This is a genomic window from Streptomyces thermospinosisporus, assembly GCF_039526425.1.
Taxonomy (GTDB): domain Bacteria; phylum Actinomycetota; class Actinomycetes; order Streptomycetales; family Streptomycetaceae; genus Streptomyces; species Streptomyces thermocarboxydovorans.
This window is the reverse complement of the sequence record NZ_BAAAIZ010000017.1, coordinates 102,480-120,768: the sequence shown is the minus strand read 5'-3', so window position 1 is coordinate 120,768 and position 18,289 is coordinate 102,480. Positions and strand designations below refer to the sequence as shown.

The following is an 18,289-nucleotide window of genomic DNA, read 5'->3' as shown; positions in this document are numbered from 1 at the left end:
GCGTGAGGTGAGGCATGCGGGGGACGCCGATACGCTGACCGCATGACTGATCAGCCGCGCCGCCGACTCGTGCTCGCCTCCGCCTCCCCCGCCCGGCTGGGACTGCTCCGCCAGGCCGGACTCGAACCCGAGGTGGTCGTCAGCGGAGTCGACGAGGACGCCGTCACCGCCCCCACCCCGGCCGAGCTGGCGCTCGCCCTGGCCGAGGCGAAGGCCTCGGTGGTCGCCGCCAAGCCCGAGGTCAAGGGCGCCATCGTGATCGGCTGCGACTCGGTGCTGGAGCTGGACGGCCAGGCCCTCGGCAAGCCCGCCGACGCCGAGGAGGCCACCGCGCGCTGGAAGTCCATGCGGGGACGCGCCGGCGTCCTGCAGACCGGCCACTGCGTCTACGAGACCCTCAGCGGCCGCTACGCCTCCGCCACCGCCTCCACCGTGGTCCGCTTCGGCGAGCCCACGGACGAGGAGATCGCCGCCTATGTCGCCTCCGGCGAGCCGCTGCACGTCGCCGGGGCGTTCACCCTGGACGGCCGTTCCGCCCCGTTCATCGACGGCATCGACGGCGACCACGGCAATGTGATCGGCATCAGCCTGCCGCTGGTGCGCAAGCTGATGGCCGAGGTGGGCGTCGGCATCACCGAGCTGTGGGCGCCGGCGGAGGAGTGACCGGGGAGCCGTCTCCGGCCCTGCCGTCGTCCGTGCCGCCGCCCGCGCTGTCGCCCGGGCCGCCGGCCGAGCCACCCCCCGTGCCACCACCGGTGCCGCCCTCGGGGGTGGCGTCGGCGGGCCCGGCGGGCTGCTCCGGGCGGTCGTACGTCATCAGCAGCAGCACGATGAGCCCCAGCATCACCACCATGAACACGAACTCGGCCGCGCCCAGCAGCCCCCAGGCGAAGGCGCCCAGCAGGCCGTGCACCACCGCCGCGCTGATCAGCAGCACCCGGCCGAGCCCGGCGGGCGCGCGGTCGCGCAGGGCCACCAGCAGGGCCACCAGGCCGCACAGGGCGAAGTAGAGCCCGAAGACGACCCCGCCGATCTTCGAGGACACCGACATCATGTCCGGGTCCAGACCGGCCAGCGACATGTCCTGCCGGTCGACGACGACCCCGAGGAACCAGTTCACGGCGGCGATGCCGAGCGCCTCGGCGAACAGCACGACTGCCACGATCCACGCCACCGGTCTGCGTACCACCGGTCCCCACCCACTTCCGAGCACGACTGTCGTTACCCCGAGTATGTTCGGGCCGACCCGCACGCTACTAACGGGTAAACCTGGGGACAAGGGTTCCTGCGCGGGCAAAGAATCATTGGGCCATTCGTAGGGACTCCACAAAGAAACGAAGTGGGCCGCAGCACGCCTTCACAGAGACCTTGACCACATGGGGCGGCTAGGGTTTGCCGAGGGAGTCCTGCGTACCCGTGGTGCGACAAGGGATTTCGCGGGTCGAGCGAGCCTCGAATCACGCTCCGTGTGGGCAAGCTCACCATTGGGGACGGGTCGAAGTGCCGTGTCGGCAGTCCCTAAACTCGGCTTGTTTCAAGGAGGGAGCCTCAATCGTGCGCAAGGTGCTCATCGCCAACCGTGGCGAAATCGCTGTCCGCGTGGCCCGGGCCTGCCGGGACGCCGGGATCGCGAGCGTGGCCGTCTACGCGGACCCGGACCGGGACGCTCTGCATGTCCGCGCCGCGGATGAGGCGTTCGCCCTGGGCGGTGACACCCCCGGGACCAGCTACCTCGACATGGACAAGGTGCTGAAGGCGGCGCGCGAGTCGGGCGCGGACGCGATCCACCCCGGCTACGGGTTCCTGTCCGAGAACGCGGATTTCGCCCAGGCGGTGATCGACGCGGGGCTGATCTGGATCGGCCCGCCGCCGCAGGCGATCCGCGATCTGGGTGACAAGGTCGCGGCGCGGCACATCGCCCAGCGGGCGGGCGCCCCGCTGGTCGCCGGTACGCCCGACCCGGTGTCGGGCGCCGAGGAGGTCGTGGCCTTCGCCGAGCAGCACGGGCTCCCCATCGCGATCAAGGCTGCGTTCGGTGGCGGTGGCCGCGGTCTGAAGGTCGCCCGCACGCTCGAAGAGGTTCCCGAGCTGTACGACTCCGCCGTGCGTGAGGCCGTGGCCGCGTTCGGGCGCGGCGAGTGCTTCGTGGAGCGGTACCTGGACAAGCCGCGGCACGTGGAGACGCAGTGCCTGGCCGACAAGCACGGCAATGTGGTCGTGGTCTCCACGCGTGACTGCTCGCTGCAGCGGCGGCACCAGAAGCTGGTCGAGGAGGCGCCGGCGCCGTTCCTCTCCGAGGAGCAGGTGGCCGAGCTGTACCGGGCGTCCAAGGCGATCCTGAAGGAGGCCGGGTACGTCGGGGCCGGCACCGTGGAGTTCCTGGTCGGCTCGGACGGCACGATCTCCTTCCTCGAGGTCAACACGCGACTGCAGGTCGAGCACCCGGTGACGGAGGAGGTCACGGGGATCGACCTGGTGCGGGAGATGTTCCGCATCGCCGACGGCGAGGAGCTGGGGTACGACGACCCGCCGGTGCGGGGTCACTCCATCGAGTTCCGCATCAACGGTGAGGACCCGGGGCGCAACTTCCTGCCGGCGCCGGGGACGGTCACGAAGTTCGCTCCGCCGTCGGGGCCGGGGGTCCGGCTGGACGCGGGTGTGGAGTCCGGCAGTGTGATCGGGCCGGCCTGGGACTCGCTGCTGGCGAAGCTGATCATCACCGGGCGCACCCGCAAGGAGGCGCTGCAGCGGGCCTCGCGGGCACTGGCGGAGTTCCAGATCGAGGGCATGGCCACGGCCATCCCCTTCCACCGCGCGGTGGTCACCGACCCGGCGTTCGCGCCGGAGCTGAAGGGGTCGGACGAGCCGTTCACCGTGCACACGCGGTGGATCGAGACGGAGTTCGTCAACGAGATCAAGCCGTTCGCCGCGCCTGCGGAGGCGGCGGCGGAGGACGAGCCGGGCCGGGAGACGGTGGTCGTCGAGGTCGGCGGCAAGCGGCTGGAGGTCTCACTGCCGGCGTCCCTGGGCATGTCGCTGGCGCGGACGGGTCTGGCGGCAGGTGCCAAGCCGAAGCGCCGCGCGGCGAAGAAGTCGGGGCCGGTCGCCTCGGGTGACACGCTGGCGTCGCCGATGCAGGGCACCATCGTCAAGGTCGCCGTGGAGGAGGGCCAGGAGGTCAAGGAAGGCGACCTGGTCGTCGTCCTCGAGGCGATGAAGATGGAGCAGCCCCTGAACGCCCACAAGTCCGGCACGATCAAGGGCCTCAACGCAACGGTGGGCGCGTCGGTATCGTCCGGCGCCGCCATCTGCGAAATCAAGGACTGACGCTGCCGCTGGGCACACCTGAGCAGGGTGCGCGCCGCCGACCTGCGGCGTCACCCTGCACCTCCGGTGGGGGGCGCGTGGCCATGCCTGCGGCGCACCTGCCCCTCCGGTGGGGTGCGCTTCGTCCCTGCCCGCGGCCCGGTGGGGGTTCGCGTCTCATGCCTGCGGCGCACCTGCCCCTCCGGTGGGGTGCGCTTCGTCCCTGCCCGCGGCCCGGTGGGGGTTCGCGTCTCATGCCTGCGGCGCAACTGCGGCTCCGGTGGGGGTGCGCGTAGCGCCTACTCCCGGTGGGTGAGTCGGGCCCGGGGTGGTGGTATCCGTCCTCGGTCCGGCGCGAAATCGGCTTCCTTTTGACCCCTGCGGTCGACGCGCCATTCGCTGCGGGCGGACACCACCACCCCGGCCCCTCCCCGCCGCGGGCGTCCGCGGCACGCCTAAGGCCGGTGGCCTGCTGATCGCCGTGCGCGACGGCCCGTAACTGCGGGCAGTCGTGCCGCTGGGGCGATGGGGGTCCCCCCGCTCGAGCGAAGCCGAGAGTGGGGGAGGGTGGGCGATGGGGGTCCCCCCGCTCGAGCGAAGCCGAGCGTGGGGGAGGGTGGGCGATGGGGGTCCCCCCGCTCGAGCGAAGCCGAGAGTGGGGGAGGGTGGGCGATGGGGGTGCCCCCGCTCGAGCGCAGCCGAGAGTGGGGGAGGCACCCCTTGCAGCGGGGCTGGCGCAAACCCACCCCCGCCCAGCCCCCACCCCGGGTGCACTCCCAAGAAGGGCTCAACGGGCCCCTGCTAATGGGCTGCTAACGGCAGGTCAACGCCTACGCAAGTCCGCGACCCGAGCGCGTTCGTTGGTCTGAGGTTCTGTCAGGGTGACCGCGGACCTGAGGGGGCCCTGGCGGCGTGGGCCCGGGAGTGGAACGTCCCGGCGTTGTTGGCGGGAGGAGGAGGAAGGTGAAGAGCTGTCACCTCCCGAGTTGGAACCGCTCCCCGGGGCGACGGCGACCTGGACGCCCTGGTCGGCCAGCGCCTGCAACTCGGTGGCGGCCCGGTCGTCGTGGACCGGAGGCTCATCCGTGACGAGCCGGGTGATCAGATCCGTCGGCACCGTCTGGAACATGGTGTCCGTCCCCAGCTTGGTGTGGTCCGCCAGGACCACCACCTCCGCCGCGGCCTGCACCAACGCCCGGTCCACGCTCGCCGAGAGCATGTTGGAGGTCGAGAGCCCCCGCTCGGCGGTCAGACCGCTGCCCGAGAGGAAGGCACGGGACACCCGAAGCCCCTGCAGGGACTGCTCCGCCCCGCTGCCCACCAGCGCGTAGTTCGACCCGCGGAGCGTACCGCCGGTCATGACGACCTCCACCCGGTTGGCATGGGCCAGCGCCTGGGCCACCAGCAGGGAGTTGGTGACGACCGTGAGACCGGGCACCCGGGCCAGCCGGCGGGCCAGTTCCTGGGTGGTCGTGCCCGCGCCGACCACGATGGCCTCGCCCTCCTCCACGAAGTTCGCGGCGAGATCGGCGATGGCGGTCTTCTCGGCGGTCGCGAGATGGGACTTCTGCGGGAAGCCGGACTCCCGGGTGAACCCGCCCGGCAGTACCGCACCGCCGTGCCGGCGGTCGAGGAGTCCTTCTGCCTCCAGCGCGCGCACGTCCCGCCGTACGGTCACTTCGGAGGTCTGGACGACGCGGGCGAGCTCACGGAGCGACACGGCCCCGTTCGCCCGCACCATTTCGAGGATCAATTGGCGACGTTCTGCAGCGAACACGAAACTGACAGTAATGCCAGCGACCGTCTGCTTTCAGCAGTTTGCGCTGAATAGCAGAAGCTGTTCGCACCGGACGGGACCAAGTGGTATAAGGCCCGGGTTTAGCCCTCCGCGCCCGTCTTGCGGTTGTGCAGCTGCCGTGCCACCTCGGCGATCGAGCCGGACAACGACGGGTACACGGTGAACGCGTTCGCGATCTGCTCGACCGTCAGATTGTTGTCGACCGCGATCGAGATGGGGTGGATCAGTTCCGAGGCGCGGGGCGCCACGACCACGCCGCCGACCACGATGCCCGTGCCGGGCCGGCAGAAGATCTTGACGAAGCCGTCGCGGATGCCCTGCATCTTGGCCCGCGGGTTGCGCAGCAGCGGCAGCTTCACCACGCGTGCGTCGATCTTGCCGGTGTCGACGTCGGCCTGCGTGTAGCCGACGGTGGCGATCTCCGGGTCGGTGAAGACGTTCGAGGAGACCGTCTTGAGGTTCAGCGGGGCCACCGCGTCGCCGAGGAAGTGGTACATGGCGATACGTCCCTGCATGGCGGCCACGGAGGCGAGCGCGAAGACGCCCGTGACGTCACCGGCCGCGTAGACGCCGGGGGCGGTGGTGCGGGAGACCCGGTCGGTCCAGATGTGGCCGGACTCGCGCAGCTTGACGCCGGCCTCCTCCAGGCCCAGGCCCGCCGAGTTGGGGACGGCACCGACGGCCATCAGGCAGTGCGTGCCGGTGATGACCCGCCCGTCGGCGAGGGTCACCTCGACCCGGTCGCCGACCCGCTTGGCGGACTGGGCGCGGGAGCGGGCCATGACGTTCATGCCGCGGCGGCGGAAGACGTCCTCGAGGACGGCGGCGGCGTCCGGGTCCTCACCGGGCAGCACGCGGTCGCGGGAGGACACCAGGGTCACCTTGGAGCCGAGCGCCTGGTAGGCGCCGGCGAACTCGGCACCGGTCACACCGGAACCGACGACGATGAGTTCCTCGGGCAGCTCGGTCAGGTCGTAGACCTGGGTCCAGTTGAGGATGCGCTCGCCGTCGGGCTTGGCGTCGGGCAGCTCCCTGGGGTGCCCGCCGGTGGCGATCAGTACGGCGTCGGCGACCAGCGTCTCCTCGCTGCCGTCGGCGGCGGTGACCACGACCTTGCGGGAGCCGTCGAGGGCCTGCATGCCCTCCAGCCGGCCGCGCCCACGCATGACCCGGGCGCCGGCCCGCGTCACCGAGGCGGTGATGTCGTGCGACTGGGCCAGCGCCAGCCGCTTCACTCGCCGGTTGACCTTGCCGAGGTCCACGCCGACCACACGGGCGGCCTGCTCGAGGGGCGGGGTGTCGTCGGCGACGATGATGCCCAGCTCCTCGTAGGAGGAGTCGAAGGTGGTCATCACCTCGGCCGTGGCGATCAGAGTCTTGGACGGCACGCAGTCGGTGAGCACCGACGCACCGCCCAGACCGTCGGCGTCGACGACGGTCACCTCCGCACCGAGCTGCGCGGCGACCAGTGCCGCTTCGTATCCGCCGGGTCCGCCACCGATGATCACGATCCGAGTCACGTGCTCCATTGTCCCGCACACTTCACCGGGCGACCGCCCCGGGGCCGGGCCGTGGCTCCCCTGTTACCGGAGTGACCCGCGTGGCGGCTGCCGTACCCTTCCCCCATGTCCCTCTATGCCGCCTACGCCGGCAACCTCGACGCCCGGCTGATGTCCCGCCGCGCACCGCACTCGCCGCTGCGCGCCACCGGGTGGCTGAACGGGTGGCGGCTGACCTTCGGGGGCGAGCACATGGGCTGGGAGGGCGCGCTGGCGACGCTCGTCGAGGACCCGCTGGCCGAGGTCTTCGTCGCGCTCTACGACATCGCGCCGATGGACGAGGAGTCCCTGGACCGCTGGGAGGGCGTCGGTCTCGGCATCTACCGCCGCACCAAGGTGCGTGTGCACACGCTGGACGGCGAGGACATGGCCTGGACCTACGTCCTGAACTCCTATGAGGGCGGCCTGCCCTCGGCCCGCTACCTGGGCGAGATCGCCGACGCGGCGGAGTCCGCGGGCGCCCCGCACGACTATGTGATGGAGCTGCGCAAGCGCCCCTGCTGACCGCTTTGGCAGGAGATTCGTCGAAAACGACAAGACAACGAAAGCCAACCCGTCACCTTCGACATCTACGCGCGTAGGCGAAGACGGGTTACTCTCATTCGCGTGAACGCTTCTCTTCTTCCGGACGACCTCCAGGACGACCCGTACGCCGCAGCTGACGCCGCCGCCGCGCGCCTGCGTGCACTCACGGGCGCCGAGACCCACGACGTCGCTCTCGTGATGGGCTCCGGCTGGGCGCCGGCGGTCGACGCACTGGGCACGCCCGAGGCCGAACTCCAGGTCACCGAGCTGCCCGGCTTCCCGCCGCCCGCGGTCGAGGGCCACGGAGGCAAGGTGCGCTCGTACCGCATCGGTGCGAAGCGTGCCCTGGTCTTCCTGGGCCGCACGCACTACTACGAGGGCCGGGGTGTGGCCTCCGTCGCGCACGGCGTCCGTACGGCCGTGGCCGCCGGGGCCAAGACGGTCGTGCTGACCAACGGCTGCGGCGGCCTGCGGGAGGGCATGCGTCCCGGTCAGCCGGTGCTGATCAGCGACCACATCAACCTCACCGCGACCTCCCCGATCGTCGGCGCCAACTTCGTCGACCTGACCGACCTGTACTCGCCGCGGCTGCGGGCGCTGTGCAAGGAGGTCGACCCCACGCTGGAGGAGGGCGTCTACGCTCAGTTCCCCGGCCCGCACTACGAGACGCCGGCGGAGATCCGGATGGCTCGCGTCATCGGGGCGGATCTGGTGGGCATGTCGACGGTGCTGGAGGCCATCGCGGCGCGTGAGGCCGGGGCGGAGGTGCTGGGCATCTCCCTCGTCACCAACCTCGCGGCCGGTATGACCGGGGAGCCCCTCAACCACGAGGAGGTCCTCCAGGCGGGCCGCGACAGCGCGGCAAGGATGGGCTCCCTCCTGACCCAGGTCCTGGGCCGCCTGTAACGGTCCCCTGCGGCGCCGGGTCACCGGGGGTACGTGTACTTGGTGACCAGTTGCCTCGTCCGCGTGTCCCACGGTGCCTGTGCAGTGCAGTGCGCCGGAGCCGACTTGCTTGCCCGGTGCGGGTGCCGGCCGGGGGTGGGTCGCACTAGCCCCGCTGGAGGCGGTGCCTCCCCCACTCTCGGCTGCGCTCGAGCGGGGGGACCCCCATCGCCCACCCTCCCCCACGCTCGGCTTCGCCCGAGCGGGGGACCCCCATCGCCCCAGGAGGCACGAATGCCCGCAGTTGGGCGGGCGCGGCCGCCCGCAGGGGGGCGGCGCGGGCAGCCGCGCACGGCGATCAGCAGGCCACCGGAGCCTGGGCGGCCGCAGACGCACGCGGGCGGGAGGGGTCGGGGTGGTGGTGTCCGCCCGCAGCGGCCGGCGCGTCCGCGCCCGTACCCGAAAGGCGACCGATGTCGCCCCAGACCGAGGACGGACACCACCACCCCGGCCCCGACGCACCCACCCACCGTGGGCGCTACGCGCACCCCCACCGGAGCCGCAGTTGCGCCGCAGGCATCTCCACGCGAACCCCCACCGGCCCGCAGGACCCACCTGCCCCGGCCCACCACGCGCCGCAGGCGAGCCGCCACGCACCTCACCGAACCCCGCCGAACCCGTACACACCCACGAGAGGCTGACCGACGTGCAAGACGATCTCCTCGCACAGGCCCAGGCATGGCTCGCCGAGGACCCCGACCCGGACACCCGCGCCGAACTCGCCCGCCTCATCGATTCCGGTGACCGCACCGAACTCGCCGCCCGCTTCAGCGGCACCCTCCAGTTCGGCACCGCCGGCCTCCGCGGCGAACTCGGCGCCGGCCCCATGCGCATGAACCGCTCCGTCGTCATCCGCGCCGCCGCCGGCCTCGCCGCCTACCTCACCAAGCACGGCCACGCGGGCGGCCTCGTCGTCATCGGCTACGACGCCCGCCACAAGTCCCGCGACTTCGCCCTCGACACCGCCGCCGTCATGGCCGGCGCCGGCCTGCGCGCCGCGATCCTCCCCCGCCCCCTGCCCACCCCGGTCCTCGCTTTCGCCATCCGCCACCTCGGCGCCGTGGCCGGCGTGGAGGTCACGGCCAGCCACAACCCGCCCCGCGACAACGGCTACAAGGTCTACCTCGGCGACGGCTCCCAGATCGTCCCCCCGGCCGACACCGAGATCGCCGCCGAGATCCAGGCGGTCACGTCCCTCGACACGGTCCCCCGCCCCACAGCCGGCTGGGAAACCCTCGACGACGCCATCCTCGACGCCTACCTGGCCCGCACGGACGCCGTCCTCGCCCCTGACTCCCCCCGCACGGCCCGCACCGTCTACACGGCGATGCACGGCGTCGGCAAGGACGTCCTCCTCGCCGCCTTCGCCCGCGCCGGCTTCCCCGCCCCCACCCTCGTCACCGAGCAGGCCGACCCCGACCCGGAGTTCCCCACCGTCGCGTTCCCCAACCCGGAGGAGCCCGGCGCGATGGACCTCGCCTTCGCCAAGGCCCGCGAGACCGGCCCCGACCTGGTCATCGCCAACGACCCGGACGCCGACCGCTGCGCCGCCGCCGTGAAGGACGGCGACGACTGGCGCATGCTCCGCGGCGACGAGGTCGGCGCGCTCCTCGCCGCCCACCTGGTCCGCCGCGGAGCGACCGGCACCTTCGCCGAGTCGATCGTCTCCTCCTCCCTCCTCGGCCGCATCGCCGAGAAGGCGGGCCTGCGCCACGTCGAGACCCTCACCGGCTTCAAGTGGATCGCCCGCGCCGAGGGCCTGCGCTACGGCTACGAGGAGGCGCTCGGCTACTGCGTCGACCCGGACGGCGTCCGCGACAAGGACGGCATCACCGCGGCCCTGCTCCTCACCGAGCTGGCCTCCGTGCTGAAGGAGGAGGGCCGCACCCTCCTCGACCTCCTCGACGACCTCGCCGTCGAGCACGGCCTGCACGCCACCGACCAGCTCTCGGTCCGCGTGAAGGACCTCAGCCTGATCACCGACGCGATGCGCCGCCTGCGCGAGCACCCCCCGACGGAGCTCGCCGGTCTGCGCATCACCAAGGCGGAGGACCTCACCCGGGGCACGGACACCCTCCCGCCCACCGACGGCCTGCGCTACACCCTCGAGGGCGCCCGGGTGATCGTCCGCCCGAGCGGCACGGAGCCCAAGCTGAAGTGCTACCTGGAGGTGGTCGTCCCGGTCTCCGGCCGCCCCGACCTCCCCGCCGCCCGCACCAAGGCGACGGCTCTCCTGACCCGGCTCAAGCAGGACTTCTCTCAAGCAGCAGGCATCTGACCCACTGCCGCTGAGACACCATCCGCTGAGACAGCACCACTGAGACACCACCCACTGAGACACCAAAGAGCGGGGCGCCCCAAACCGAAGGGGCACCCCGCTCACGTCATACACACTCAACGCCTGCGGCTCACGTCACGCACACTCAACGCCAGCCGAGGAAGGCAAGCTCAACACCTGCCGGAAGAGGCACCTCACCCCACCCCCAGCAGAACCCCCAGCAACACCGCTCCCGCCACCGCAGGCCCGAGCACCTCGTAGGCCCACCGCACGGTGACCTCCCCCTGCGCCGAAGCCGCCTCGCGCCGCTCCTCGTGCAGCTCCCGCAGCTCGTCCATGGCCTGGTCGGTCGCCGCCCGCACCGGCCCCGAACCGCCGGCACCGGCACCGGCACCGGACGGGCTCGTGCGGGCGGCGCTGCGCCCACCGGCCCGGAACGCGTCGCCGACACCCGGCGCCCGCCCCGCCGACCGCACGTCGACGCCCTGCCCGCGCTCCGCCTGCGCCCGCATCTCCTGGCGGGCCGCCCGCTTGCGCGCCCGCAGCGAGACCGGGAGCGCCCAGAGCTGGTACTTGGTTCCGTCCTCGGCCAGCACCTCGTTCGTGTAGCCGGAGCGCAGGCCGGCGACGCGGCCCCAGGGCAGCACGATCACCCGGAACGGATTGCGGACGCGCAGCCGGTCGGGCCCCACATGGACGGCGGGCCGGAGCGTGAAGGCCACCACCAGCGGCACCAGGAGCAGCAGCGCCGCGAGCGCCAGCCACGGGGTGCGGCCCTCGCCGCGGACCACCGCATCCGTGCCGAGCCACGCCATGACGGCCAGCAGCAGCACACCACCGGCGATGCCCGCGGGCGACCGGTGCACGCGGTCCCGCCGGCCCGGACGACCCATGGCGTCGCTGTCCGGACCGGACGGCTTCGGGTCGGGCTGGGAGTCGGGCTGGGAGTCAGACGAGGTCATGCCCCGATTCTGCCCGACGGACCAGATGCTCCTGCCCGCCGGGACCAGATGCCGCTGGGGGCTGTACAGCCGCTACGCGCGTAGATATGCTCGGCTTGTGAGCATGCCCACCACTGCACCCAGCCCCCTCGGCGACGTCACCGCGTCCGACAGCACGCTGCGCCGCTTCCTCCACGGGCTGCCCGGCGTCGACGCCGTCGGCCTGGAGGCGCGCGCCGCCTCCCTCGGCACCCGTTCGATCAAGACGACCGCCAAGGCGTACGCGATCGACCTCGCCATCTCGATGGTCGACCTGACGACGCTGGAAGGCGCGGACACCCCGGGCAAGGTCCGGGCGCTCGGCGCGAAGGCCGTCCTGCCCGACCCGGCCGACCGGACCACCCCCGCCACGGCCGCGGTCTGCGTCTACCCCGACATGGTGGCCACCGCGAAGGAGGCCGTCGCCGGCTCCTCCGTGAAGGTCGCCTCGGTCGCCACCGCCTTCCCGGCCGGCCGCGCCCCGCTCTCCGTCAAGCTGGCGGACGTGAAGGAGGCCGTGGCCGCGGGCGCGGACGAGATCGACATGGTCATCGACCGCGGCGCCTTCCTCGCCGGCCGCTACATGAAGGTGTACGAGGAGATCGTGGCCGTGAAGGAGGCCTGCGGCTCCGCGCGGCTGAAGGTCATCTTCGAGACCGGTGAGCTGTCGACGTACGACAACATCCGCCGGGCCTCCTGGCTCGGCATGCTCGCCGGCGCCGACTTCATCAAGACCTCGACCGGCAAGGTCGGCGTCAACGCGACCCCCGCGAACACCCTGCTCATGCTGGAGGCGGTGCGCGACTTCCGTGCGCAGACCGGCGTCCAGGTGGGCGTGAAGCCGGCCGGCGGCATCCGGACCAGCAAGGACGCGATCAAGTTCCTGGTGCTGGTCAACGAGACGGTGGGCGAGGACTGGCTGGACAACCACTGGTTCCGCTTCGGCGCCTCCTCGCTGCTGAACGATCTGCTGATGCAGCGGCAGAAGCTGGCCACGGGCCGCTACTCCGGCCCCGACTACGTGACGGTGGACTGATCACCATGACCGAAAAGACCACGGACAAGCGGTCGTCCGCTTTCGAGTACGCCCCGGCGCCCGAGTCCCGCTCGATCGTCGACATCGCCCCGTCCTACGGCCTGTTCATCGACGGCGAGTTCACCGAGGCGGCCGAGGGCAGGGTCTTCAAGTCCGTGTCGCCGTCCACCGAGGAGGTGCTCTCCGAGGTGGCCCAGGCGGGCGAGGCGGACGTGGACCGTGCCGTCAAGGCCGCCCGCAAGGCCTTCGAGAAGTGGTCGGCGCTGCCCGGCTCCGAGCGCGCCAAGTACCTGTTCCGCATCGCCCGGATCATCCAGGAGCGCTCCCGTGAGCTGGCCGTCCTGGAGACCCTGGACAACGGCAAGCCGATCCGGGAGACCCGCGACGCCGACCTGCCGCTGGTCGCCGCGCACTTCTTCTACTACGCGGGCTGGGCCGACAAGCTGGAGCACGCCGGTTTTGGCGCGAACCCGCGCCCGCTCGGTGTCGCCGGCCAGGTCATCCCGTGGAACTTCCCGCTGCTGATGCTGGCGTGGAAGATCGCCCCGGCGCTGGCCACGGGCAACACGGTCGTCCTCAAGCCGGCCGAGACCACCCCGCTGTCGGCGCTGTTCTTCGCGGACATCTGCCGCCAGGCCGGTCTGCCCAAGGGCGTCGTCAACATCCTTCCGGGCTACGGCGACGCGGGCGCCGCCCTGGTGGCGCACCCGGACGTGGACAAGGTCGCCTTCACCGGCTCCACGGCGGTCGGCAAGGAGATCGCCCGCACGGTCGCCGGCACCCGCAAGAAGCTCACCCTGGAGCTGGGCGGCAAGGGCGCCAACATCGTCTTCGACGACGCGCCCGTCGACCAGGCCGTCGAGGGCATCGTCAACGGCATCTTCTTCAACCAGGGCCAGGTCTGCTGCGCGGGCTCGCGCCTGCTGGTGCAGGAGTCCATCCATGAGGAGCTGCTGGACTCGCTCAAGCGGCGCCTGTCGACGCTGCGCCTCGGCGACCCGCTGGACAAGAACACCGACATCGGCGCGATCAACTCCGAGGAGCAGCTCAGCCGCATCACCTCGCTGGTGGAGCAGGGCGAGGCGGAGGGCGCCGAGCGCTGGTCGCCGGCCTGCGAACTGCCGTCGACCGGGTACTGGTTCGCCCCGACGCTCTTCACGAACGTCACCCAGGCGCACACCATCGCCCGCGACGAGATCTTCGGCCCGGTGCTGTCGGTGCTGACCTTCCGCACCCCGGACGAGGCCGTCGCCAAGGCCAACAACACCCCGTACGGACTGTCGGCGGGCATCTGGACGGAGAAGGGCTCGCGCATCCTCGCCGTGGCGAGCAAGCTGCGCGCGGGTGTCGTCTGGTCCAACACGTTCAACAAGTTCGACCCGACCTCGCCGTTCGGCGGCTACAAGGAGTCGGGCTTCGGCCGCGAGGGCGGCCGCCACGGCCTGGAGGCGTACCTCGATGTCTGATGTGACCCGACTCTCCGTCTTCAAGACCTACAAGCTGTACGTCGGGGGGAAGTTCCCCCGCTCCGAGAGCGGCCGGGTGTACGAAGTGACCGACTCCAAGGGCAAGTGGCTGGCCAACGCTCCGCGGGCGAGCCGCAAGGACGCCCGTGACGCGGTGGTCGCCGCCCGCAAGGCGTTCGGCGCCTGGTCGGGGGCGACGGCGTACAACCGCGGCCAGATCCTCTACCGCATCGCCGAGATGCTGGAGGGCCGCCGCGAGCAGTATGTGCGCGAGGTGGCCGAGGCCGAGGGCCTGTCGAAGTCCAAGGCGTCCGCGCAGGTGGACGCGGCGATCGACCGCTGGGTCTGGTACGCGGGCTGGACCGACAAGATCGCCCAGGTGGTGGGCGGCGGCAACCCGGTCGCGGGCCCGTTCTTCAACCTCTCCTCGCCGGAGCCGACCGGTGTGGTCGCCGTGCTGGCGCCGCAGGAGTCGTCGTTCCTGGGCCTGGTCTCGGTCGTCGCCCCGGTGATCGCGACCGGCAACACGGCGGTGGTGGTGGCCTCCGAGAAGTACCCGCTGCCCGCCCTCTCCCTGGGCGAGGTCCTGGCCACCTCGGACCTGCCGGGCGGCGTGGTGAACGTGCTGTCGGGCCGTACGGCGGAGATCGCCGCCCCGCTCGCCGCGCACATGGACGTCAACGCGATCGACCTGGCGGGCGCCGGCGAGGAGCTGGCCAAGGAGCTGGAGATCGCGGCAGCCGACAACCTCAAGCGCGTTCTTCGTCCACAGCCTGTGGACGACTGGACGGCAACGCCCGGCCTGGACCGCATGACGGCGTTCCTGGAGACCAAGACCGTCTGGCACCCCACGGGTTCGCTGGGCGCGTCCGGCTCCTCCTACTGACCGCCACCCCCCACACCGGAGAGCCGCGCCCCACCTCCGTCCAGGAGGGGCGGTGGCTCTTCGCTGTTCCGATCAGCCGAGCGGACCCGCCGGGGGCGGCACTTCCCCAAGGAACTGCACACAACATTAATCTTGTGACACCATCAGTGCATGGTTGAGATCGCCATCAGCGCCGCTCGCGCCCAGCTCGGCGACCTGGTCCGCCGGGCCGCCCACAGCCGCGAGACCATCGCCCTCACCGACCATGGCCACGTGGCCGCCCTCCTCGTCTCGCCCCAGGTGATAGAGGATCTCGAAGACGCCCTGGCCGTAGCCGAGTACAAGCTGAAGAAGGAGCAGGGAACACTGGAGCCGGGCATCCCGCATGAGGAAGTCGGCAGGATGCTGGGGCTGCGGTAAGTGACCTACGAAATCATCTGGGAGCCGCGCGCCACCAATGCGGCCGTTCGCTTCCTGAAGGACGACCCGGCCGGACTGGCCGCCGTCTATGAAGCCGTCGACTCCCTGGCCGACCAGCCTCGGCCGCGCGGCTCGGTCCCCTACGGCTCACAGGACGTGCGCCGCCTGTACGTCGGCGACTACCGAGTGCTCTACATCATCGAGGATGACGTCATCCGCATCCTGGTCACCCACCTCGGCCGTACCCCCTGAACCGCCGCAGAGCCGCGCACCCTCCGTCCAGGAGGGACGCGGCTCTCCGCTTTTCCGCTCTGCTTTTCCGCTCCGCCTTCGTCCCGCTTCTCCCCGGCCTCCCGGTCAGCCGCGCAGCATCTGCGTCGTCTGCGCGACCGGCCCGATGCTGCCGACCGAGTCGGCCTTGGCCACCGGGTCGGTCACCGCGCGGGTGTTGACCGGCTGGAAGTCGGCGACCTGGGTGCCGACCCCGTTGTTGAGCACGTCGAAGCCGGTGCCGTCGAGCGCGTTGGGCTTGAGTTCGGTCACCGGGGCGGTGGCGTGGCCCACCGCGCCGGTCGTCGCGTCCAGGCCGGACTGCGGGTCGAGTTCGCCGAGTGCGCCGGAGCGGCTGCCGCTCTCGCCCAGCAGCGACTCGGAGTCCGCCGCTGCCGCCGTCGTCGCGGCAGCGCCCAGCGCCACGGACGCGGTCGCCAGGACGGCGAGGACACGTCGCGCGGTCGACGTCTTGGGGGAGTCCTGTCGGGCCATCTGTGTGCCACCTTCGATCTCACTGGGTAATCAGGTCGACGCGAAGCGTAGTTGAGATGTGACGCACGCATCAAAGCGGACCCGCGGGGTCGTACGGCGCCCGATCGATGCCTCACACTGGTGTCCCGTGAGTTCCCAGTCGCCCATATCCGCGCGAGTCGTGCTGCTCTGCGGCCCCTCCGGCTCCGGCAAGTCCCTGATCGCGGCCCGCTCCGGCCTGCCGGTGCTGCGCCTCGACGACTTCTACAAGGAGGGCGACGACCCGACGCTGCCGCTGCTGCCGGACGGTTCGGCCGTCGACTGGGACCACCCCGACTCCTGGGACGCGGACGCCGCGGTCGCCGCGATCGAACGGCTGTGCCGCACGGGCCGTACGCCCATCCCGGTCTACGACATCTCGCTCAGCGCCCGCACCGGCGAGGGCTCCGTGGACATCGGCGCCGCTCCGCTGTTCGTCGCCGAGGGCATCTTCGCCGCGGAGATCGTCGCCCGCTGCCGCGAACTGGGCCTGCTGGCGGACGCGCTCTGCCTGAACCGCGGTCCGGTGCGCACCTTCCGCCGGCGCTTCGTGCGGGATCTGAGGGAGGGCCGCAAGTCGGTGCCGTTCCTGCTGCGGCGCGGGTGGCGCCTGATGCGCCTGGAGCGTTCGATCATCGCCCGTCAGACGGCCCTGGGCGCCTACGCCTGCGACCGCGACGAGGCGCTGGGCCGGATGGCGGCGGCGGCGGTCCGCGGCCGCGCGGCTACGGACCCCAGCGCGAGCGCGATCGCCTGAACCCCGCCGACCGTCACGGCAGACGTCACACGACCTCGAATGCCGTCACGGCAGACGTCACACGACCTCGAATGCCGTCACGGCAGACGTCACACGACCTCGAATGCCGTCACGGCAGACGTCACACGACCTCGGGTGCCGTCACGGCAGACGTCACACGACCTCGAATGCCGTCACGGCAGACGTCACACCGCCTCGGGTGCACTGTCCGGCGCACTCGCCCGGACGGGACGCCCGGGCGCCGGGTGGTCCGGGCCGCCGGCCGGGGCGGCTGCGCGCAGCGCCGCCTCGACCCGGCGGTTGCCGGTCATGGACGCCGTGACGGCCGTCATCGCCGGGAGGAGCCCGCCGACGGCGTAGAGCGGGGGTTTCCGCCGTGAGGAGGAGGCCGACAAGCGAAAAGCGGGACTGGACGGACCCCCCGGCCCTCCAGTCCCGCTCCTTGCCTCCCCCGTGGAACCCCCCGTGTTCCCCCGAGTTCCCCCGTACTCCCCCCGTGTTCCCCCCGGTGGTGCTCCGCGGTGACGCCCCCCCGGCGTCTCCCCGGCGTCCCCCGACGCCCCGCGGCCCCCGCCTTTTCCTCCCCCGGTTTCCCCCGTGATCCCCCCCGGTCCGCCTCCAGGTCCCCCGGACCTTCAGGCGACCAGTTCGCCGAAGGCGTCCTCCTGGTCACGGCCGAAGCTGAGGGCCTCGTCCTCGCGCAGCCGGCGGAGCGACCGCCAGATGCTGGACTTCACCGTGCCGACGCTGATGTCGAGGATGTCCGCGATCTCCGGGTCCGTGCGGCCCTCGTAGTAGCGCAGGACCAGCATGGTGCGCTGGAGCTCGGGCAGCCGGGCGAGCGCCTGCCACAGGACCGCGCGCAGCTCCGTGCCGCGCATCGCGTCCGTGTCGCCGGGCGTCTCCGGCAGTTCCTCGGTCGGGTACTCGTTCAGCTTGCGGCGGCGCCACGCGCTGATGTGCAGGTTGGTCATGGTGCGGCGGAGGTATCCGCCGACGGCCGCCTTGTCGCTGATCCGGTCCCACGCCCGGTAGGTCGAGAACAGCGCGCTCTGCAGCAGGTCCTCGGCCTCGAAGCGGTCACCGGTCAGGTGGTAGGCGGTGGCGTACAGGGAGGCGCGGCGCTCCTGCACGTAGGCGGTGAACTCCGCCTCCGACACGGAACGGCGCTCCCCCGGGTCCTCCCCGTACGCTGCTCCCCCGTGCGTCTCCCCCGTAGGCGCGTCAACCACCGTCATGAACGCGGTGTGCTGACGCCCGGTGCTGCGAGCGCACCCCCGCCCGCTCACAGCACCGGACTTCTCTCCCGCCCGGTGCACGTCGTGCAGACGCGTGATCACTGCGCTGGTGCTGGTGCTGTGCAGCGTGTTCATCTCGCGCCCCCCGTCGTGGACTTCCGGCTGGATTCGGTGCTGGCTTGCCTGTGCCGAAAATCCTGCCCCTGGCACTTCATGGCAGTGTCCGCCGACTGTCACAGAGCTGTCACAGGGGTCCGCCGCGCCCCGGACACGAAATGTTCACGGCTGTCCGCGCACGTAGCCGCCCTTATGGGGGCCAGCCGGGCATCTGAG

At 71.7% G+C, this 18,289-nt stretch carries 18 protein-coding genes; 11 read left to right on the top strand and 7 right to left on the bottom strand.

What is annotated here, in order from left to right:
* Positions 1–42: 42 nt before the first annotated feature.
* The gene (locus ABD207_RS07670) at positions 43–663 is read left to right on the top strand and encodes a Maf family protein (protein ID WP_344011083.1); all 621 of its coding nucleotides are present in this window, start codon (positions 43–45) and stop codon (positions 661–663) included.
* On the opposite strand, the gene ABD207_RS07665 is transcribed toward ABD207_RS07670, so the two are convergent.
* Positions 632–1,189, bottom strand: a complete 558-nt coding sequence (locus ABD207_RS07665) for a hypothetical protein (protein ID WP_344011082.1) — start codon at positions 1,187–1,189, stop codon at positions 632–634. The genes ABD207_RS07670 and ABD207_RS07665 overlap by 32 nt on opposite strands.
* Positions 1,190–1,554: 365 nt before the next feature.
* Here ABD207_RS07665 and ABD207_RS07660 point away from each other — a divergent pair, with 365 nt between their 5' ends.
* Positions 1,555–3,327 (top strand): acetyl/propionyl/methylcrotonyl-CoA carboxylase subunit alpha, encoded by a 1,773-nt coding sequence (locus ABD207_RS07660; RefSeq protein WP_344011081.1) that lies wholly within the window; start codon positions 1,555–1,557, stop codon positions 3,325–3,327.
* Between the two features lie 802 nt (positions 3,328–4,129).
* Here the strand turns inward: ABD207_RS07660 and ABD207_RS07655 are convergent.
* Both ABD207_RS07655 and ABD207_RS07650 read right to left on the bottom strand, forming a co-directional pair.
* Positions 4,130–5,083 (bottom strand): DeoR/GlpR family DNA-binding transcription regulator, encoded by a 954-nt coding sequence (locus tag ABD207_RS07655; protein WP_344011079.1) that lies wholly within the window; start codon positions 5,081–5,083, stop codon positions 4,130–4,132.
* 101 nt (positions 5,084–5,184) lie between these two features.
* Positions 5,185–6,633 (bottom strand): NAD(P)H-quinone dehydrogenase, encoded by a 1,449-nt coding sequence (locus ABD207_RS07650; RefSeq protein ID WP_344011078.1) that lies wholly within the window; start codon positions 6,631–6,633, stop codon positions 5,185–5,187.
* Between the two features lie 96 nt (positions 6,634–6,729).
* Between ABD207_RS07650 and ABD207_RS07645 the strand changes: the two genes are divergently transcribed.
* The 3 genes from ABD207_RS07645 to ABD207_RS07635 all read left to right on the top strand — a co-directional run bounded on the left by ABD207_RS07645 (position 6,730) and on the right by ABD207_RS07635 (position 10,411).
* Complete coding sequence (locus ABD207_RS07645) at positions 6,730–7,167, top strand: gamma-glutamylcyclotransferase family protein (protein ID WP_344011077.1); 438 nt, start codon at positions 6,730–6,732, stop codon at positions 7,165–7,167.
* 102 nt (positions 7,168–7,269) lie between these two features.
* On the top strand, positions 7,270–8,094 hold the full coding sequence (locus tag ABD207_RS07640) for a purine-nucleoside phosphorylase (protein WP_344011076.1): 825 nt from the start codon (positions 7,270–7,272) through the stop codon (positions 8,092–8,094).
* A gap of 685 nt (positions 8,095–8,779) precedes the next feature.
* Entirely contained in the window at positions 8,780–10,411 is a 1,632-nt protein-coding gene (locus ABD207_RS07635; protein WP_344011074.1) for a phospho-sugar mutase, read from the top strand.
* Between the two features lie 194 nt (positions 10,412–10,605).
* Here the strand turns inward: ABD207_RS07635 and ABD207_RS07630 are convergent, their stop codons facing one another.
* Positions 10,606–11,373, bottom strand: a complete 768-nt coding sequence (locus ABD207_RS07630) for a PH domain-containing protein (RefSeq protein ID WP_344011072.1) — start codon at positions 11,371–11,373, stop codon at positions 10,606–10,608.
* A gap of 103 nt (positions 11,374–11,476) precedes the next feature.
* Between ABD207_RS07630 and deoC the strand changes: the two genes are divergently transcribed.
* The 5 genes from deoC (at position 11,477) to ABD207_RS07605 (ending at position 15,430) form a co-directional block, all read left to right on the top strand.
* Positions 11,477–12,427, top strand: a complete 951-nt coding sequence (gene deoC, locus ABD207_RS07625; RefSeq protein ID WP_344004489.1) for a deoxyribose-phosphate aldolase — start codon at positions 11,477–11,479, stop codon at positions 12,425–12,427.
* 5 nt (positions 12,428–12,432) lie between these two features.
* A complete protein-coding gene (locus ABD207_RS07620) occupies positions 12,433–13,893 on the top strand; it encodes an aldehyde dehydrogenase family protein (RefSeq protein ID WP_344011070.1) in 1,461 nt (486 codons plus the stop codon).
* Complete coding sequence (locus ABD207_RS07615; RefSeq protein ID WP_344011068.1) at positions 13,886–14,779, top strand: aldehyde dehydrogenase family protein; 894 nt, start codon at positions 13,886–13,888, stop codon at positions 14,777–14,779. Before ABD207_RS07620 ends, ABD207_RS07615 begins: the two co-directional genes overlap by 8 nt.
* A 150-nt stretch (positions 14,780–14,929) precedes the next feature.
* A complete protein-coding gene (locus ABD207_RS07610; protein WP_344011066.1) occupies positions 14,930–15,178 on the top strand; it encodes a type II toxin-antitoxin system Phd/YefM family antitoxin in 249 nt (82 codons plus the stop codon).
* Positions 15,179–15,430, top strand: a complete 252-nt coding sequence (locus ABD207_RS07605) for a type II toxin-antitoxin system RelE family toxin (RefSeq protein WP_344011065.1) — start codon at positions 15,179–15,181, stop codon at positions 15,428–15,430.
* 105 nt (positions 15,431–15,535) lie between these two features.
* On the opposite strand, the gene ABD207_RS07600 is transcribed toward ABD207_RS07605, so the two are convergent.
* On the bottom strand, positions 15,536–15,943 hold the full coding sequence (locus ABD207_RS07600; RefSeq protein WP_344011064.1) for a hypothetical protein: 408 nt from the start codon (positions 15,941–15,943) through the stop codon (positions 15,536–15,538).
* Between the two features lie 58 nt (positions 15,944–16,001).
* On the opposite strand from ABD207_RS07600, the gene ABD207_RS07595 reads away from it, so the two are divergent.
* Positions 16,002–16,718, top strand: a complete 717-nt coding sequence (locus ABD207_RS07595; protein ID WP_344011062.1) for a uridine kinase family protein — start codon at positions 16,002–16,004, stop codon at positions 16,716–16,718.
* A 185-nt stretch (positions 16,719–16,903) separates the two neighbouring features.
* Here the strand turns inward: ABD207_RS07595 and ABD207_RS07590 are convergent, their stop codons facing one another.
* Positions 16,904–17,050: a hypothetical protein gene (locus ABD207_RS07590; RefSeq protein WP_344011060.1), complete on the bottom strand. Its 147-nt coding sequence runs from the start codon at positions 17,048–17,050 to the stop codon at positions 16,904–16,906.
* A 303-nt stretch (positions 17,051–17,353) separates the two neighbouring features.
* A complete protein-coding gene (locus tag ABD207_RS07585) occupies positions 17,354–18,091 on the bottom strand; it encodes a SigE family RNA polymerase sigma factor (protein ID WP_344011058.1) in 738 nt (245 codons plus the stop codon).
* Between the last annotated feature and the right edge of the window lie 198 nt (positions 18,092–18,289).